Raw genomic sequence first — 15,725 nt, 5'->3', positions numbered from 1 at the left:
TCGTTGCGCCCAAATTAAACTACGTTAGCAAAACTAACGTTATTCCTCGGTCACGGTCGATGCTAGGAACCAGTCCTGTGAACTTGCTCTCTGTCCGGCCGCACCAGCGCCGTTAGAGCTGCGCGACGCCCGGGTACCCGATCCTCAGCTCGGGACACACCCTTGAGTCAAGGAGGCGTCATGAACGACGTAGACACTCGCCTGGATCCGCGTGCGGGCCGGATGGAGATCGCGCGCAGCCGCGGCGCGGCCAGTGGATTTCTGCTTGTACTGCTGGGGCTCTGGGGAGCGCTGATTCCGTTCATCGGGCCGTACTTCGACTTCGCCTATCAACCGGACACTCCGTGGGTGTGGACCGCGGCCCGCGGTTGGCTCGAGGTTCTGCCCGGGGTGGTCGCGGTCCTCGGCGGACTGCTGTTGCTGATGTCGCGCAACCGGGCGACCGCTCTGCTCGGCGGCTGGCTGGCCGTCATCGCCGGCGCCTGGTTCGTGGTGGGCCGGCTCTTCGCCGGCCCCTGGGGCCTCGGCGACGTCGGCGCACCGGTGGCCGACAGCACGGCCGGCCAGGTTGGGATCGAGCTGGCGTTCTGGAGCGGGCTCGGCGCACTGATCATCTTCCTCGGCGCCATGGCGTTGGGTCGGGTGTCGGTGCACAGCGTGCGTGACGTGCGCTACGCGACGCGGCCGGTGGTCGCCGAACCCGTTGCCGGTGAGCCGGTCGACGCGGCCACCACGACCGAGCCGGTGGTCGAGGGGCACCATCGCCGGGTCACCGACGTGGACGATGTGGACGAGGAAGAGCCGCGCCGCCGTCGCGGCTTGCGTGACATGTTGGGCGGTTCGCGCCGGACCCCGGTGGCGCATTAGGGATTAGTAACCGACGTCACTGTGCGATGTGCACCACATCGGTGACAGGAGCCGGTGGTATTCGGGACACAGTGGTACTCATGGCCGCACCATTTGTTCCCGACGACGACTTCATCCGGATATCCGACATCTGCGCGGCTTTCGGCGTTCCGGACGACGACCGGGTGCTGTTCTGGCGGTGGGCCGACGAACTGCCCAGCCGTCGGGCGGTCGACGAATTGCATTCCTACGTCGACGTTCTCATTGCCGAAAGGTGTCGGCGACCGGCGGACGACGAGCTGGGCCGGCTCGTCATGTCGGGCCTGACCGATGACGGGATCCGCCGCCGGATTGCCGACGTGGTGGCCAAGCCCCGAAGCGCGGCTCAGCCGGTGTAGGCCATCACGTGCTTGATGCGGGTGTAGTCCTCAAGTGAGTACATCGACAGATCTTTGCCGTGCCCTGACGACTTGAAGCCGCCATGCGGCATCTCGGCGACCAGCGGAATGTGCGTATTGATCCACACGCATCCGAAATCCAACGAATTGGACACCCGTAGGGCGCGCGACACGTTCGAGGTCCACACCGACGATGCCAGGCCGTACGCCACGCCATTCGCCCAGCGAAGCGCTTCGTCCTCGTCGGCGAACGCCTGCACGGTGATCACCGGCCCGAAAATTTCCTCCTGGACGTGCCGGTCGCCCTGGCGCAGGCCGCCGATCACGGTCGGTTCGATGTAGAAACCTTTGTCGCCCTGACGTTTTCCGCCGGCAGCGACCGTCGCATGGGCCGGGACGTCGGACAGGAACCCCAGCACCCGATCGAGCTGATTGGCGTTGTTGACCGGCGGCACCCAGGCATCCTCGTCGTCGGCGGCGCGCCCGAACGTCGTGGCCGCGGCCGTGGCCTGTTCGGCCAGCGCGGCGGTGAGGTCCTCGGCCACCCCTGCGCGGGCCAGCACCCGGGTGGCGGCGGTGCAGTCCTGGCCTGCGTTGAAATATCCGGCCGTCGCGATTCCTTCTGCGGCAGCGGCGATGTCGGCGTCGTCGAACACGATCACCGGCGCTTTGCCGCCGAGTTCGAGATGGGTACGTTTGAGGTGGCCGCCGGCGCTGACCGCCACCGCACGCCCTGCGGCGACGGATCCGGTGATCGAGACCATCTGGGGGGTCGGGTGCGCGACGACACCTGCGCCGGTCACCCGATCACCGCACACGACGTTGAGCACACCGGGCCCGAAGTGCCTGGCGGCGATCTCGGCCAGCATCACCGTGGTGACGGGGGTGGTGTCACTGGGTTTGAGCACGACGGTGTTGCCTGCGGCGATGGCGGGACAGAACTTCCAGATAGCCATCATCATCGGGTAGTTCCAGGGCGCGACCTGCCCGATCACCCCGACCGGCTCACGACGGATCCACGAGGTGTGGTCGGCCGGATATTCGCCCGCCGACTTGCCCTCCAGAATCCTTGCCGCACCGGCGAAGAACCGGATCTGGTCGAGCATCGGGGGGATCTCTTCGGCCAGCGTGACGTGATTGGGCTTGCCGGTGTTGCGCCCCTCGGCGGCAACCAGGCCGTTCGCATGCTTTTCGACGTCGTCGGCGAAATCCAGCAGCGCCTTCTGTCGCTGCGAGGGTGTTGTGCGCTTCCAGTCGGTGAACGCCCTACTTGCCGCGGCGTACGCGTTGTCGATGTCTTGTTCAGTGGAAATCGGTGCGGTGCCGTACTTTTCGCCGGTGGACGGGTCGACGATCGGCATCGTCGCCCCGCTCACCGAGTCGACGAGCTCGCCGTCGATGAAGTTTTGCGTCATCGAAGGCTGCGAAGAATTTCAGCCAGCACGTCGAGTCCCTCGGTCAGCAGCTCGTCGCTGATGGCCAACGGTGGCAGGAACCGCAGCACATTGCCGTACGTGCCACAGGTCAGCACCACCACGCCCTGGGCGTGCGCGGTGGCCGCCAGCGTTTTGGCGAGCTCCGGATCCGGTTCGGCGGTGCCGGATTTCACCAACTCGACGGCGATCATCGCGCCCCGGCCGCGCACATCGCCGATGCGGTCGTCGTCGGCCTGCATCCGGCCGAGTTTGTCCTTCATCACCGCTTCGATCTGCTTGGCCCGATCCACCAGGCCGTCGAGTTCGATGGTCTCGATGGTGGCCAGCGCGGCTGCACACGCCAGGGGATTGCCGCCGTAGGTGCCGCCGAGACCGCTGACGTGCGGCGCGTCCATGATTTCGGCGCGCCCGGTCACCGCCGACAGCGGCAGACCGTCGGCGATGCCCTTGGCCGTCACGATCAGATCCGGCTCGATGCCCTCGTCCTCGCAGGCGAACATCGCGCCGGTGCGCGCGAACCCGGTCTGCACCTCGTCGGCGATGAACACCACGTCGTTCTCCGAACACCACGCCCGCAGTGCCGGCAGGAACCCTGGTGCCGGAACGATGAAGCCGCCCTCACCCTGGATCGGTTCGATGATCACCGCGGCCAGATTGGCCGCGCCGATCTGCTTGTCGATGATGCTCAGCGCCCGCTCGGCGGCCAGTTCGCCGTCGGTGGCCCATTCCTTGTCGATCAGTCCGTCGCGGAAGGGGTAGGAGAGTGGGGCGCGGTAGATCTCGGGGGCGAACGGGCCGAACCCGCTCTTGTAGGGCATCGACTTCGCGGTCAGCGCCATCGTCAGGTTGGTGCGCCCGTGATAGGCGTGGTCGAAGGCCACCACCGCGGTCTTGCGGGTGTACGAGCGGGCGATCTTGACCGCGTTCTCCACGGCTTCGGATCCGGAGTTGAACAACGCGGAGCGCTTCTCGTAGGAGCCCGGGGTGAGCCGGTTGAGGTGCTCGGCTACCGCGACGTATTCCTCGTAGGGCGTCACCATGAAGCAGGTGTGGGTGAAGTCGGCGACCTGCGCCTGCACGGCTTCGACCACCCGCGGCGACGCGTTGCCGATCGTCGTGACCGCGATGCCCGAGCCGAGGTCGATCAAGCGGTTGCCGTCGACGTCCTCGATGATTCCGCCACCGGCCCGCGCGGTGAAGACGGGCATCGTGACGCCGACGCCGCGCGACACCGCGGCGACCCTGCGCTTGCTCAGTTCGATGGACCCGGGGCCGGGAATCTCGGTGACGAGTTTGCGGCTCTGCTCGAGGGTGGTCACTTTCGGTCTCCTAGACGAGTGGCTGGCGCGACGAGGGCATTTCGAGCCTAGTCGCGTGACAACGCGATACAACTGAAAACTTAGTCCTACCCGCTATCAGGCAATGGATTGCGTCGCGTGAGGCCACTCAATCAACGCAATCAGTCGGAGTTGGCCGCAAGAAAGGGAGCGCCGTCCAGCCGGTCGACCGTGGTGAACGATTCCACCGGCGCGCGGGTCAGCCGTCTGACCTGCCGAACCGGATGGCCCAGCGCGATCACCGCCGCCAGCGCCAACGGTTCCTCGGCGCCGAGCAGGCGCTTGACCTCGTCCTCTTCCCTGATGAGCATCGTGGTGAGCACGCCGCCGATCCCTTCCGCGCGGGCGGCCAGCAGGATGCTCCAGGCGAAGGGATAGACCGAGGCGCCGCCGGCCAGTGAATAGCGGTCGAGATCTCGGTCGACGGCAGCCAGCTGGGACAGGTCGGCGAAAAGCGCCAGCAGCGCGGGAACCTTGTCGAGGTGGGCGGCCAGACCGCTCGACGCGGCCTGCTCGGCCTGCCCGGTGCCGGCGGCCAGGGCGGACGTCTCGTCGGCGGGGTCGTTGACCGGTGCCCACGGCCGCAGCCCGGCCGCGGTGAGTGCCAGATACTCGACCCACGGCTGTCGATACAGCTCACGTAGACGTCCCCGGGTCTCGGGATCCTTCACCACGACCAGGCGCCAGGCCTGCGCATTGGCGCCGCTGGGGGCGAAGCGCGCGGTGTCGAGGATGCGTGCAAGCACCGAGTCGTCGACGGGCTGGTCGGTGAACTCGCGCACCGACCCGGTGCTGCGCAGGGCATCAATCAGGTCCATCCGACCATCTTCCACCGGCGGTGCCGGTCCGAGCCGGACCGGCACAATGGCAGACTGGTCAGCTATGAACCCCGCGACCTGACGGTTGCGGCGCGCTGAACCCGGCATCCGATACGAAAGAATTGTTCCGCCATGGACCTGCTCGTCTTCCTGCCCCTGATCATCATCATGGGCGCATTCATGTATTTCGCCTCCCGGCGCCAACGCAAGGCCATGCAGGCCACCATCGACCTGCATGAGTCCTTGAATGTCGGCGACCGGGTGCACACCACCTCCGGCCTTCAGGCCACGATCACCGGCATCACCGACGACACCGTCGACCTCGAGATTGCCCCCGGCGTCGTGACCACCTGGATGAAGCTGGCCGTCCGCGACCGCATCGAGGACGAGGCCGACGACACCGACGACGAGACGAGTGGCGCCACAGAGCTCACCGAGTCCGACGCGGACCGCCTGACCAAAGACTGATCGCCAGGCTCGCCACGTACCCTCTAGCGGGAGTTTGAAGAGGACCGCATCCGCGGGACGGGGCACAACGACCCACGGGTCGCGGCACAACCTAGGAGAGACAACAACGTGGCATCGTCTTCGGCGCCGGTGCATCCCTACCGATGGCTGGCGCTGTTCCTGGTCTTGCTCATCGGGGTGTACCTGCTGGTCTTCCTCACCGGAGACAAACGCTCGAGCCCCAAGCTGGGCATCGACCTGCAGGGCGGGACCCGCGTCACCCTGACAGCACGCACCCCGGACGGCTCCCGTCCGACGCGCGACGCGTTGAACCAGGCTCAGCAGATCATCGGCGCCCGTGTCAACGGTCTTGGCGTGTCGGGCTCCGAGGTCGTGATCGACGGCGACAACCTCGTCATCACCGTTCCCGGTAACGACGGCAACGAGGCCCGCAACCTGGGTCAGACCGCGCGGCTGTTCATCCGCCCGGTGATCGGTCAGCCGATCCCTGTCGAGGCCATCAAGCAGCAGATGCAGGCGGCGGGCGTGCCCGGCGCCGGCGGGCCCGGCGGTCCGGTGCCCGCACCGCCACCCGGCGCACCGCCGGCGGGAGCGCCTGCCCCCGGAGCGCCGGCACCCGCGGCCGGTGAGCCTGCCCCCGGAGCTCCGGCACCCGCGGCCGGTGAGCCTGCCCCCGGAGCTCCGGCACCCGCGGCCGGTGAGCCGGCCGCCCCACCGCCGGCGGCGCCTGCGCCCGCACCGCAGCCGCGCCCCTACCCGGAAGAGCCGGCGCCGTCACCCACCCCCGCACCACCCGAACCCGCGCCTGCACCTGGTGAGCCGCCGACAGCGGCCCCGGCTCCGCCCGCCCCCGGGCAGCCGGCCCCGCCCGCGGCGCCGGCCCCGCCGGACCCGCGCAAGGACCTCGCGGCGCGAATCAGCTTCGAGAAGCAGCTGCGGCAGAGCACCAACCAGAACCTGCTGCTGATCGCGGTGCAATACATGGCGGGCAAGTGCGACCAGCCCGACATCCTGGCCGGTAACGACGACCCGAACCTGCCGTTGGTCGCGTGCTCGCAGGACCACAAGTACATCTACGTGCTGGACAAGTCGATCATCAGCGGCGACCAGATCAAGGACGCCACCTCGGGCTTCGACCAGCAGAGCGGCGCCTACGTCGTCAACGTCGAGTTCAAGGACAAGGCGTCCACCACGTGGGCCGACTTCACCGCCGCCAACATCGGCACCCAGACCGCGTTCACGCTCGACTCCCAGGTGGTCAGCGCCCCGCAGATCCGCGAGGCGATCCCCGGCGGGCGCACCCAGATCAGCGGCGGCAACCCGCCGTTCACCGCCGAAACCGCCAAACAATTGGCCAACGTCCTGAAATACGGATCACTTCCGCTGTCCTTCGAGTCCTCGGAGGCTGAAACCGTCTCGGCGACACTGGGATTGGCGTCGCTTCGGGCGGGCCTGATCGCGGGCGCGATCGGCCTGGGGCTGGTGCTGCTGTACTCGCTGCTCTACTACCGGGTGCTCGGACTGTTGACGGCGCTGTCGCTCGTCGCCTCTGGTGCGATGGTGTTCGGCATCCTGGTGCTGCTCGGCAGATACATCAACTACACCCTCGACCTGGCCGGTATCGCCGGTCTGATCATCGGTATCGGCACCACCGCCGACTCGTTCGTGGTGTTCTTCGAACGCATAAAGGACGAGATCCGAGAAGGGCGTTCGTTCCGCTCGGCGGTGCCGCGCGGTTGGGCTCGCGCCCGTAAGACGATTCTGTCCGGCAACGCGGTCACCTTCCTGGCCGCCGCGGTGCTGTACTTCCTGGCTGTCGGCCAGGTGAAGGGCTTCGCCTTCACCCTCGGCTTGACGACGATCCTCGACGTCGTCGTGGTGTTCCTGGTGACCTGGCCGATGGTGTACCTGGCGTCGAAGTCGCCGACGATGGCCAAACCGGCGTTCAACGGTCTCGGCGCGGTGCAGCAGATCGCCCGAGAACGGCGAGCCGCCGCCACTGCGACGGGACGGAGGTAACTCCCATGGCCAAAGACACCGCAGAGGACACTGCAGAAGACACGGCATCCACCGCCGTCGAAGCACCCGACCTCGAAGCGACGGGCGCCGGCGCGCCCAGGCACGGCTTCTTCGTCCGCCTCTACACCGGCACCGGTGCCTTCGAGGTCATCGGTAAGCGCAAGCTCTGGTATGCGGTCAGCGGGCTGATCGTCCTTGCCTGCATCGTGAGCATCGCGCTGAAGGGCTTCACCTTCGGTATCGATTTCGAGGGCGGCACCAAGGTCGGCATGCCAGTCGCCGGCCAGAACGGCACCGCGACGACCCAGCAGGTGGAAGATGTTTTCTCCAAGACGCTGGGCCGGGCGCCGGAGTCGGTCGTGCTGGTCGGCAACGGCAGCTCCGCTACCGTGCAGATCCGCTCGGAGGCACTGACCAACCAGCAGACCGACCAACTGCGCGAGGCGCTGTTCGAGGCGTTCAAGCCGAAGGCCGGAAATGGTCAGCCCGACAAGTCGACGATCAGCGACTCGGCGGTCTCGGAGACCTGGGGTGACCAGATCACCAAGAAGGCGCTGATCGCGCTCGCGGTGTTCCTGGTCCTCGCGGCGATTTACATCACCTTCCGCTACGAGCGGTACATGGCGATGTCGGCGTTGCTGACGCTGGTGTTCGACCTCGTCGTCACGGCCGGGGTGTACTCGATCGTCGGCTTCGAGGTCACGCCGGCGACGGTGATCGGTCTGCTCACAATCCTGGGCTTCTCGCTGTACGACACGGTCATCGTGTTCGACAAGGTGGAGGAGAACACCCACGGGTTCGAGCACACCACCCGAAGAACGTTCGCCGAACAGGCCAACCTCGCGGTGAACCAGACCTTCATGCGGTCGATCAACACCAGCCTCATCTCGGTGCTACCGATCCTGGCTCTGATCGTGGTCGCGGTGTGGCTGCTCGGTGTCGGCACGCTGATGGACCTGGCGCTGGTGCAGCTGGTCGGTGTCATCGTCGGCACCTACTCGTCGATCTTCTTCGCGACCCCGCTACTGGTGACCCTGCGCGAGCGCACCGACCTGGTGCGCACGCACACCCGCCGGGTGCTCAACCGCCGCAAGCCGTCCGCGACGGCCAGCGACGTCGTCACCGGGGGAGCCGCGGATCTGGACGAGGCCGCCGACGCGGTCCCTGCCGAGGCCGCCATCGGGGGGACTCCCGCGGTCGGCAACAAGCCCACGCCGGGTGCCCGTCCGGCCCGCCCGGGCCGGCCGACGGGCAAACGAAGCCCCCGCGGGCGATAGCGCGCCATGGCAGTCAGGCGCAGGCGCGCCGCCGCTGTCGCAGTGGCCGCCGTCCTGGGGGTGCTCGCGCCGAGCGTCCTGACGTCGTGTTCGGGTAGTCCGGCGGACCAGATCAACTACGCCGTCGACGGCATGCTGCTCACCTACAACACAAATACGGTGCGCGGGGCGGCCTCGGCGGGTCCGCAGGCTTTCGCGCGGGTCCTCACCGGCTTCAATTTCCACGGGCCCGACGGCCAGGTGCTGGCCGATCACGACTTCGGGTCGGTGTCGGTGGTGGGCCGTGATCCGCTTGTGCTGGACTACCAAATCGCCGACAACGCAGTGTATTCCGACGGCAAGCCGGTGACCTGTGACGACATGGTGCTGGCGTGGGCGGCGCAGTCGGGGCGGTTCCCGGCGTTCGATGCCGCCAGCCGCGCCGGCTACCTGGACATCGACACCGTGGACTGTCAGCCGGGCCAGAAGAAGGCCCGGGTCACGTACTTTCCGGGCCGCGCCGTCACCGACTACCTGCAGCTGTTCACCGCCACCTCGATGATGCCGTCGCACGTGCTCGGCGACGTCCTCGGGCTCGACGTCACCCGGACCATCCAGGGCGGCGATCCCGCAGCCATCGACCGCATCGCCCAGGCATGGAACTCGGTGTGGGATCTCAAGCCCGGACTGACTGCCGACGACCTCAAACGCTTTCCGTCGTCGGGGCCGTACAAGATCGATGCGGTGCTGCCCGAGGGCGCGGTGGTGCTCACCGCCAACGACCGCTGGTGGGGCGCCAAGCCGATCACCAAGCGGATCACGGTGTGGCCGCGCGGTGTCGACGTACAAGACCGCATCAACAGCGGCACGTTCCAGGTGGTCGACGTGGCCACCGGATCGTCGGGCACGCTGACCACCCCCGACGGCTACGACCGCCGCGAGCTGCCGTCCGGCGGGATCGAGCAGCTGATCTTCGCCCCGGCCGGCCCATTGGCCGCGACGCCGGCCCGCCGCGCGGTTGCGCTGTGCACCCCGCGCGACCTGATCGCGTTGAACGCCGAGGAGCCGATCTCGAATGCCCGCCTCAATCCCGCCAGCGACGACGCCTTCAGCGGCATCGAAGGAGTGGCGATCGGCCCTCAGTTCGGTGCGGCCAACCCAGACGCCGCCCGCGATGCGCTCGGCGGCCAGCCGCTGACCGTGCGGATCGGCTACCAGGCGCCCAACCCGCGGCTGGCGGCCACGGTCGGCGCGATCACGAAGTCGTGCGCGGTGGCCGGTATCACCGTCGTCGATGCGACGTCGGAGTCGGCGGGTCCGCAGGCGCTGCGTGACGGCCAGCTCGACGTCCTGCTGGCCAGCACCGGCGGCGCGACCGGCAGCGGCTCGACCGGGTCGTCGGCGCTGGATGCCTACACGTTGTTCGCCGGCAACGGCAACAACTTGCCGCGGTACTCCAATCCGCAGATCGACGGCATCATCTCGGCGCTGGCCATCACTTCCGATTCGAAGGAACAGGCCAGGTCGCTGGCTGACAGTTCACCGATTCTGTGGGGCGACATGCCCACCCTGCCGCTGTACCGTCAGCAGCGCACGATGCTGGTATCGAAGAAGATGTATGCCGTCGAGGGCAATCCCACCAAGTGGGGCGCGGGCTGGAACATGGACAGGTGGGTGTTCGAGAAGTGACGTCTGCTTCGGAGCCGGACGGCCGGCGACAGGGTGCCTCGGCGGTAGCGGACGTCCTGAAGGCGCTCATCCGCGAGGTGCCGGATTTCCCGGAGCCGGGCATTCAATTCAAGGACCTCACCCCGGTGCTGGCCGACCGGCACGGTCTGGCCGTCATCACCGCCGCGATGGCCGAGATCGCCGAGGGTGCCGATCTGGTGGCCGGCATCGATGCCCGCGGATTCCTGCTCGGCGGCGCGGTCGCCCATCGGCTCGGTATCGGCGTGCTGGCCGTCCGCAAAGGCGGGAAGCTGCCTCCGCCGGTGCACAGCGAGACCTACACGCTCGAATACGGCACGGCCACATTGGAGATCCCGGCCGACGGGATCGACCTGGCCGGTCGGCGTGTCGTCATCATCGACGACGTGCTCGCCACCGGCGGAACCCTTGCTGCGGCGCGTTCACTGTTGGCGGCAAGTGGTGCGGAGGTGCCCGCTGCCGCGGTGGTGCTGGAACTGCCTGGGCTCGGCGGGCGCGAGAAGGTCGCGCCGCTGCAGGTGACCAGCCTGCAAACCGTCTGAGCCGGTTAACTTTCCGGACTGCCGTATGGCGGGCCGGCAAACGCCAAGTGGCAGTTTGACATTCGTGTTGTCCGTCGCCGGATGACTCGGCGATGCTTGCGGCAGAGCGGCCTGTCGGGGGCCCGCCGGGGAGGCGTCTGTGCAATCCACCATTCTGGTTCCGCGGCTCGCCGCAGCAGCTTTCGCCGTCGGGGTGGGGCTGGCGATCGGCAGTGCCTGCGCGACGGCATCCGCCGATACGCCGGATTCGTCGTCGTCCGCTCGCACCTCGACGAGTGTCGGGCACGGACCGGCCAAGCCGCGCGCTCGCGCCGCGGCGACCACCCCGTCGACGGCCAAGACTGTCAAGGCGGCTGCTGCACATGCCGCACGCGTGACGCCGTCCGCGGCGGTCGCGTCGTCGACCCCCACCACGAAGCTGCGCGCGCCGTCGCAACTGCGGATCGATGTCGACATCCTTGCCGCCAATGTCGCCAGCCTGCTGGGCTATGCCCCGAACCCGGCCACCACCGGTGGCGTCGGCGCGGTGCTGCCATTGCGCACCATGATCTTCGACGCGGTCGACGCGGTGCGGCGAGCCACGGATCGCAGCGCGGTCAATGGCGTTCCGGCACTGCACCCGCGTGAGGTGTACGAATTCGTCACCGGCGAGGTGATCGGTGATTTGGTGCCCTCTGACCCCAACGGCGACAAGCTGACGTACCGAGTCGCCCAGGGGCCGGCCAACGGCACGCTGACGATCAACCCGAACGGTACCTACTACTACAAGCCCACCAACGATTTTGCCCGAGCTGGCGGCATCGACACCTTCACTGTCGTCGCCGATGACGGGCAGCACGGTTTGACGGTGGTCCCGGTGAACGTCACGGTCAGGCCGACCCTCGGGGTGACGGAAAGGTTCTGGTTCCGGAACTACACGCTGGCGCCGCTGAAGTTCAACGGCTATGCCGGCGGCACCGGTGATCTGGACGGCGGCCCAGCGGTCGGCACGGTCATCATGCCGGGCGGTGAGGCCGGCTGGGACGTCAATTGGTACCTGTTCCGTGTCGGTGACATCGTCACCAATTTCGGCACCGTCGGCTTCGGGTACACCCCGTCCAACTTCGGATACGTGCCCGACGGCTACCAGGGCACGACGTTCCAGGTGAAGTTCCAGACCAAGCCTCGGGCCACCAGCTGCGGCTCCGGCGGCAACGGGGAATGCAATGTCCCGAATGACAAGATGGCGATCGGGCAGGACAGGGGAGCCCCGACGATCACCCTCGGCGCGGCGGACGCGGCCAAGATCGCGGCGGTGCTTCCGAACGTCTGCTACGACGGCTCGATCGCGAACTGCAGCTTCACCGCGAAGAGCGAGGTGAAGGGCTTCAGCCCGGTGCGGACCGTCGGCACCCCGGTGTCGAACACCACCTCGACACCGACCACCTACAGCATCTCCATCGCCGACCAGGTGTCGCAGTCCGACACCGTGGGGTTGAGCGTGAAGCTGTCCGGTGGCGGTCTGGCCAAGCTCGCGTCGATCATCAACATCGAGATCACCGCCAACTACTCCCATACGTGGGTACAGACCCACACCTTCACGCAGACGGTGAACGTGCCGGTCGCCCCGGGCAAGACCGCATGGATCGAAGGTTCGGTTCCGGTGTGGAACGTGACCGGCGACTTCACCATCAAGCTCGGCAACTCGACCTACCAGCTCAACGGCGCGACGTTCTCGACGCCGAATCCGAACGAGCCCGGTAGCTACGTCATCCGGGACAAGCCGATCGCGTCCGCGCTGGATTAGCCGCGAGGGGCCGGGCCGGCCACTCGACCGCGGACGGGGAGATATCCTCGAAGTCGGTCCTGGTGGCGAGGAGGTGCGGCATGGCAGACGACAACCTGTCGCTGACCGCCGCGCCGGCCCCGGTCTCCGATGTCGTGCCGCCCGCTGAGCCGCGGACCGAACCCCCCAAAACCACCAGCAGCGCATCGCGGCGCGTCCGCGCCCGGCTCGCTCGGCGGATGACGTCGCAGCGCAGCACCGTCAACCCGGTCCTCGAACCACTGGTGGCAGTCCACCGGGAGTTCTACCCGAAGGCCGACCTGGCGATCCTGCAGCGCGCCTACGAGGTGGCCGAGGCCAAGCACGCCGATCAGCTGCGCCGCTCCGGCGATCCCTACATCACCCACCCGCTGGCCGTCGCGAACATCCTCGCCGAACTCGGCATGGACACCATCACGCTGGTGGCCGCGCTGCTGCACGACACGGTGGAGGACACCGGTTACGCCATGGAGGCGCTGACCGCCGACTTCGGCGAAGAGGTCGCCCACCTGGTGGACGGAGTGACCAAGCTGGACAAGGTCGCGCTGGGCACCGCCGCCGAGGGCGAGACCATCCGCAAGATGATCATCGCGATGGCGCGCGATCCGCGGGTGTTGGTCATCAAGGTCGCCGACCGGCTGCACAACATGCGCACCATGCGGTTCCTGCCGCCGGAGAAGCAGGCCCGCAAAGCTCGCGAGACACTGGAAGTGATTGCCCCCCTTGCCCATCGACTGGGGATGGCGACGGTCAAGTGGGAACTCGAGGATCTGTCGTTCGCGATCCTGCACCCCAAGCGTTACGAGGAGATCGTCCGGCTGGTCGCCGACCGCGCGCCATCGCGGGACACCTATCTGGCCAAGGTCCGCGTCGAGATCAACAGCGCGCTGTCGGGGATGAAGATCAACGCCAGCGTGGAGGGCAGACCGAAGCACTACTGGTCGATCTACCAGAAGATGATCGTCAAGGGCCGCGACTTCGACGACATCCACGACCTGGTCGGTGTGCGGATCCTCTGCGACGAGATCCGTGACTGTTATGCCGCTGTCGGCGTTGTGCATTCGCTGTGGCAGCCGATGCCCGGCCGGTTCAAGGACTACATCGCCCAGCCCCGGTTCGGGGTGTACCAGTCGCTGCACACAACGGTCGTCGGACCGGAAGGCAAGCCGCTGGAGGTGCAGATCCGCACCCGCGACATGCACGACACCGCGGAGTTCGGCATCGCGGCGCACTGGCGCTACAAGGAATCCAAGGGCCGCAACGGTGTTCCGCATCCGCACAGCGCCGCCGAGATCGACGAGACGGCCTGGATGCGCCAGCTTCTGGACTGGCAGCGGGAAGCCGCGGACCCCGGCGAGTTCCTGGAGTCGCTGCGGTACGACCTTGCGGTGCAGGAGATTTTCGTGTTCACCCCGAAGGGCGACGTGGTCACCCTGCCGGCCGGCTCGACGCCGGTGGACTTCGCGTACGCGGTGCACACCGAGGTCGGCCACCGCTGCATCGGGGCCCGGGTCGACGGCCGCCTGGTGGCGTTGGAACGCAAGCTCGAAAACGGTGAGCGGGTGGAGGTTTTCACCTCCAAGGCTCCCAATGCCGGGCCGTCCCGCGACTGGCAGGGCTTCGTGGTGTCGCCGCGGGCCAAGGCCAAGATCCGGCAGTGGTTCGCCAAGGAGCGCCGCGATGAGGCGCTGGAAGCGGGCAAGGACTCGATAGCGCGCGAAGTGCGCCGTGGCGGGCTGCCGTTGCAGAAACTGGTCAACGGTGAGGCGATGGCGGCACTGGCCCAGGAACTGCGGTATGCCGATGTCTCGGCGCTGTACACCGCGGTCGGGGAGGGGCACGTATCGCCGCGGCACGTCGTGCAGCGGCTGGTGGCACAACTCGGCGGTGCCGAGAGTGCCGAAGACGAACTGGCCGAGCGCTCCACGCCGGCGACGATGCCGGTGCGTCAGCGCAGCAGCGACGACACCGGGGTTGCCGTGCCTGGTGCGACCGGGGTGCTGACCAAGCTGGCCAAGTGCTGCACTCCGGTTCCCGGCGACAACATCATGGGCTTCGTCACCCGGGGTGGCGGGGTCAGCGTGCACCGCACCGACTGCACCAATGCCGCGTCCCTGCAACAACAGTCGGAACGCATCATCGAGGTGAACTGGGCACCGTCGCCGACCTCGGTGTTCCTGGTGGCCATCCAGGTCGAAGCACTTGATCGGCACCGGCTGCTCTCCGATGTCACGAGGGTGCTCGCCGACGAACGCGTCAACATCCTGTCGGCGTCGGTCACCACATCCAACGATCGAGTTGCGGTGAGCCGCTTCACTTTCGAGATGGGTGATCCCAAACATCTCGGCCACGTGCTCAACGCGGTCCGCAACATCGAGGGTGTCTACGACGTGTACCGGGTGACCAGCGCGGCCTGATCGGTCTAGCGGCCGGTCACGGCGCGCCGTTGACGTACCAGGACAGGCAGCCCGGATGATCGTGGCAGGCGATGATCGCGGTGGCATCCGGCGCCGCTCCGCGCACGTGCGGCTGAGTCGACGGCAGGCTGCAGCTCTTGAGGTATGGATTCCACGGGATCACACCGTCGTAGCAGCCCTGCGCGACGGGCGTGGCCAGGCTCGACGGAGTGTCGAGCAGCGCGGTTGGTGCGAATAGGAAGGCTGCTGCGGCAGGCGCGCCCAAGGCAATGCGAACAATTCTTTGCGAACCAATAGTCATAACGTCGTGTCCAACGTGTCTGCGCCGCAGATTATTTCGTCGCGGATGGCGGAATATTCGGCTGCCGCAACGTTCTTGTACTCATACGTGTTCGCAGGTGCCAAGACCTCCTTGGAAAGAGATTGACTATGAAGCGTTTTCACGTGTTATTCGCCACTATCGCAGGCGGTGCCCTGGTCTCTCTCGGCGTCTTAGCCGCGGTAGCGGCCAATCCGCAGACACCCGGTTCGTTCGTCAGCTCGGAGATGTCGACCGGCGTGACGGTCACCCAGTCGCCGGATCAGCCCACGGGCCAGCTTCCCGCCGCAACCCCTGCGATCAAGGGGCCTGCGCCGTTGCCGACCGAAGAGCAGGGCCTGCCCGGCTGAGGTCCGCG

Annotated in this window: 14 protein-coding genes; 10 read left to right on the top strand and 4 right to left on the bottom strand. The window is 67.4% G+C overall.

Going from position 1 to position 15,725, the window contains the following annotated elements:
• Nucleotides 1–180: 180 nt before the first annotated feature.
• The gene (locus tag Y900_RS01705; protein ID WP_036338298.1) at nt 181–867 is read left to right on the top strand and encodes a hypothetical protein; all 687 of its coding nucleotides are present in this window, start codon (nt 181–183) and stop codon (nt 865–867) included.
• 80 nt (nt 868–947) lie between these two features.
• The gene (locus Y900_RS30115; RefSeq protein ID WP_131536060.1) at nt 948–1,244 is read left to right on the top strand and encodes a hypothetical protein; all 297 of its coding nucleotides are present in this window, start codon (nt 948–950) and stop codon (nt 1,242–1,244) included.
• Here Y900_RS30115 and Y900_RS01695 read toward each other — a convergent pair.
• From Y900_RS01695 to Y900_RS01685, 3 genes are all read right to left on the bottom strand, one after another.
• The gene (locus tag Y900_RS01695) at nt 1,232–2,659 is read right to left on the bottom strand and encodes an aminobutyraldehyde dehydrogenase (RefSeq protein WP_036338295.1); all 1,428 of its coding nucleotides are present in this window, start codon (nt 2,657–2,659) and stop codon (nt 1,232–1,234) included. The genes Y900_RS30115 and Y900_RS01695 overlap by 13 nt on opposite strands.
• Complete coding sequence (gabT, locus tag Y900_RS01690) at nt 2,656–3,999, bottom strand: 4-aminobutyrate--2-oxoglutarate transaminase (protein ID WP_036338292.1); 1,344 nt, start codon at nt 3,997–3,999, stop codon at nt 2,656–2,658. Before gabT ends, Y900_RS01695 begins: the two co-directional genes overlap by 4 nt.
• 140 nt (nt 4,000–4,139) lie before the next feature.
• A complete protein-coding gene (locus Y900_RS01685) occupies nt 4,140–4,835 on the bottom strand; it encodes a nitroreductase family protein (protein ID WP_036338289.1) in 696 nt (231 codons plus the stop codon).
• A 132-nt stretch (nt 4,836–4,967) separates the two neighbouring features.
• Between Y900_RS01685 and yajC the strand changes: the two genes are divergently transcribed.
• The 7 genes from yajC to Y900_RS01650 all read left to right on the top strand — a co-directional run bounded on the left by yajC (nt 4,968) and on the right by Y900_RS01650 (nt 15,048).
• Complete coding sequence (gene yajC / locus Y900_RS01680; RefSeq protein WP_036338286.1) at nt 4,968–5,303, top strand: preprotein translocase subunit YajC; 336 nt, start codon at nt 4,968–4,970, stop codon at nt 5,301–5,303.
• Nucleotides 5,304–5,411: 108 nt separating this feature from the next.
• Nucleotides 5,412–7,322, top strand: coding sequence for a protein translocase subunit SecD (secD, locus tag Y900_RS01675; RefSeq protein WP_036338284.1), 1,911 nt, complete (start codon nt 5,412–5,414; stop codon nt 7,320–7,322).
• A gap of 5 nt (nt 7,323–7,327) precedes the next feature.
• A complete protein-coding gene (gene secF, locus Y900_RS01670; protein ID WP_036338282.1) occupies nt 7,328–8,599 on the top strand; it encodes a protein translocase subunit SecF in 1,272 nt (423 codons plus the stop codon).
• A gap of 6 nt (nt 8,600–8,605) precedes the next feature.
• Nucleotides 8,606–10,267, top strand: coding sequence for an ABC transporter substrate-binding protein (locus Y900_RS01665; protein ID WP_036338278.1), 1,662 nt, complete (start codon nt 8,606–8,608; stop codon nt 10,265–10,267).
• A 56-nt stretch (nt 10,268–10,323) separates the two neighbouring features.
• Nucleotides 10,324–10,827 (top strand): adenine phosphoribosyltransferase, encoded by a 504-nt coding sequence (locus Y900_RS01660; RefSeq protein WP_036345522.1) that lies wholly within the window; start codon nt 10,324–10,326, stop codon nt 10,825–10,827.
• Nucleotides 10,828–10,966: 139 nt separating this feature from the next.
• On the top strand, nt 10,967–12,613 hold the full coding sequence (locus Y900_RS01655; RefSeq protein ID WP_036338275.1) for a cadherin-like domain-containing protein: 1,647 nt from the start codon (nt 10,967–10,969) through the stop codon (nt 12,611–12,613).
• A gap of 80 nt (nt 12,614–12,693) precedes the next feature.
• Nucleotides 12,694–15,048 (top strand): RelA/SpoT family protein, encoded by a 2,355-nt coding sequence (locus tag Y900_RS01650; protein ID WP_036338272.1) that lies wholly within the window; start codon nt 12,694–12,696, stop codon nt 15,046–15,048.
• 16 nt (nt 15,049–15,064) lie between these two features.
• Here the strand turns inward: Y900_RS01650 and Y900_RS32670 are convergent, their stop codons facing one another.
• The gene (locus Y900_RS32670) at nt 15,065–15,313 is read right to left on the bottom strand and encodes a hypothetical protein (RefSeq protein ID WP_237752472.1); all 249 of its coding nucleotides are present in this window, start codon (nt 15,311–15,313) and stop codon (nt 15,065–15,067) included.
• A 179-nt stretch (nt 15,314–15,492) separates the two neighbouring features.
• Here Y900_RS32670 and Y900_RS01640 point away from each other — a divergent pair, with 179 nt between their 5' ends.
• Nucleotides 15,493–15,717 (top strand): hypothetical protein, encoded by a 225-nt coding sequence (locus Y900_RS01640; protein WP_131536058.1) that lies wholly within the window; start codon nt 15,493–15,495, stop codon nt 15,715–15,717.
• Nucleotides 15,718–15,725: the final 8 nt, after the last annotated feature.

Source organism: Mycolicibacterium aromaticivorans JS19b1 = JCM 16368, assembly GCF_000559085.1.
In the GTDB taxonomy this organism is placed as follows: domain Bacteria; phylum Actinomycetota; class Actinomycetes; order Mycobacteriales; family Mycobacteriaceae; genus Mycobacterium; species Mycobacterium aromaticivorans.
The sequence above is the reverse complement of the archived record's forward strand: the minus strand, read 5'-3'. Positions and strand labels throughout refer to the sequence as shown.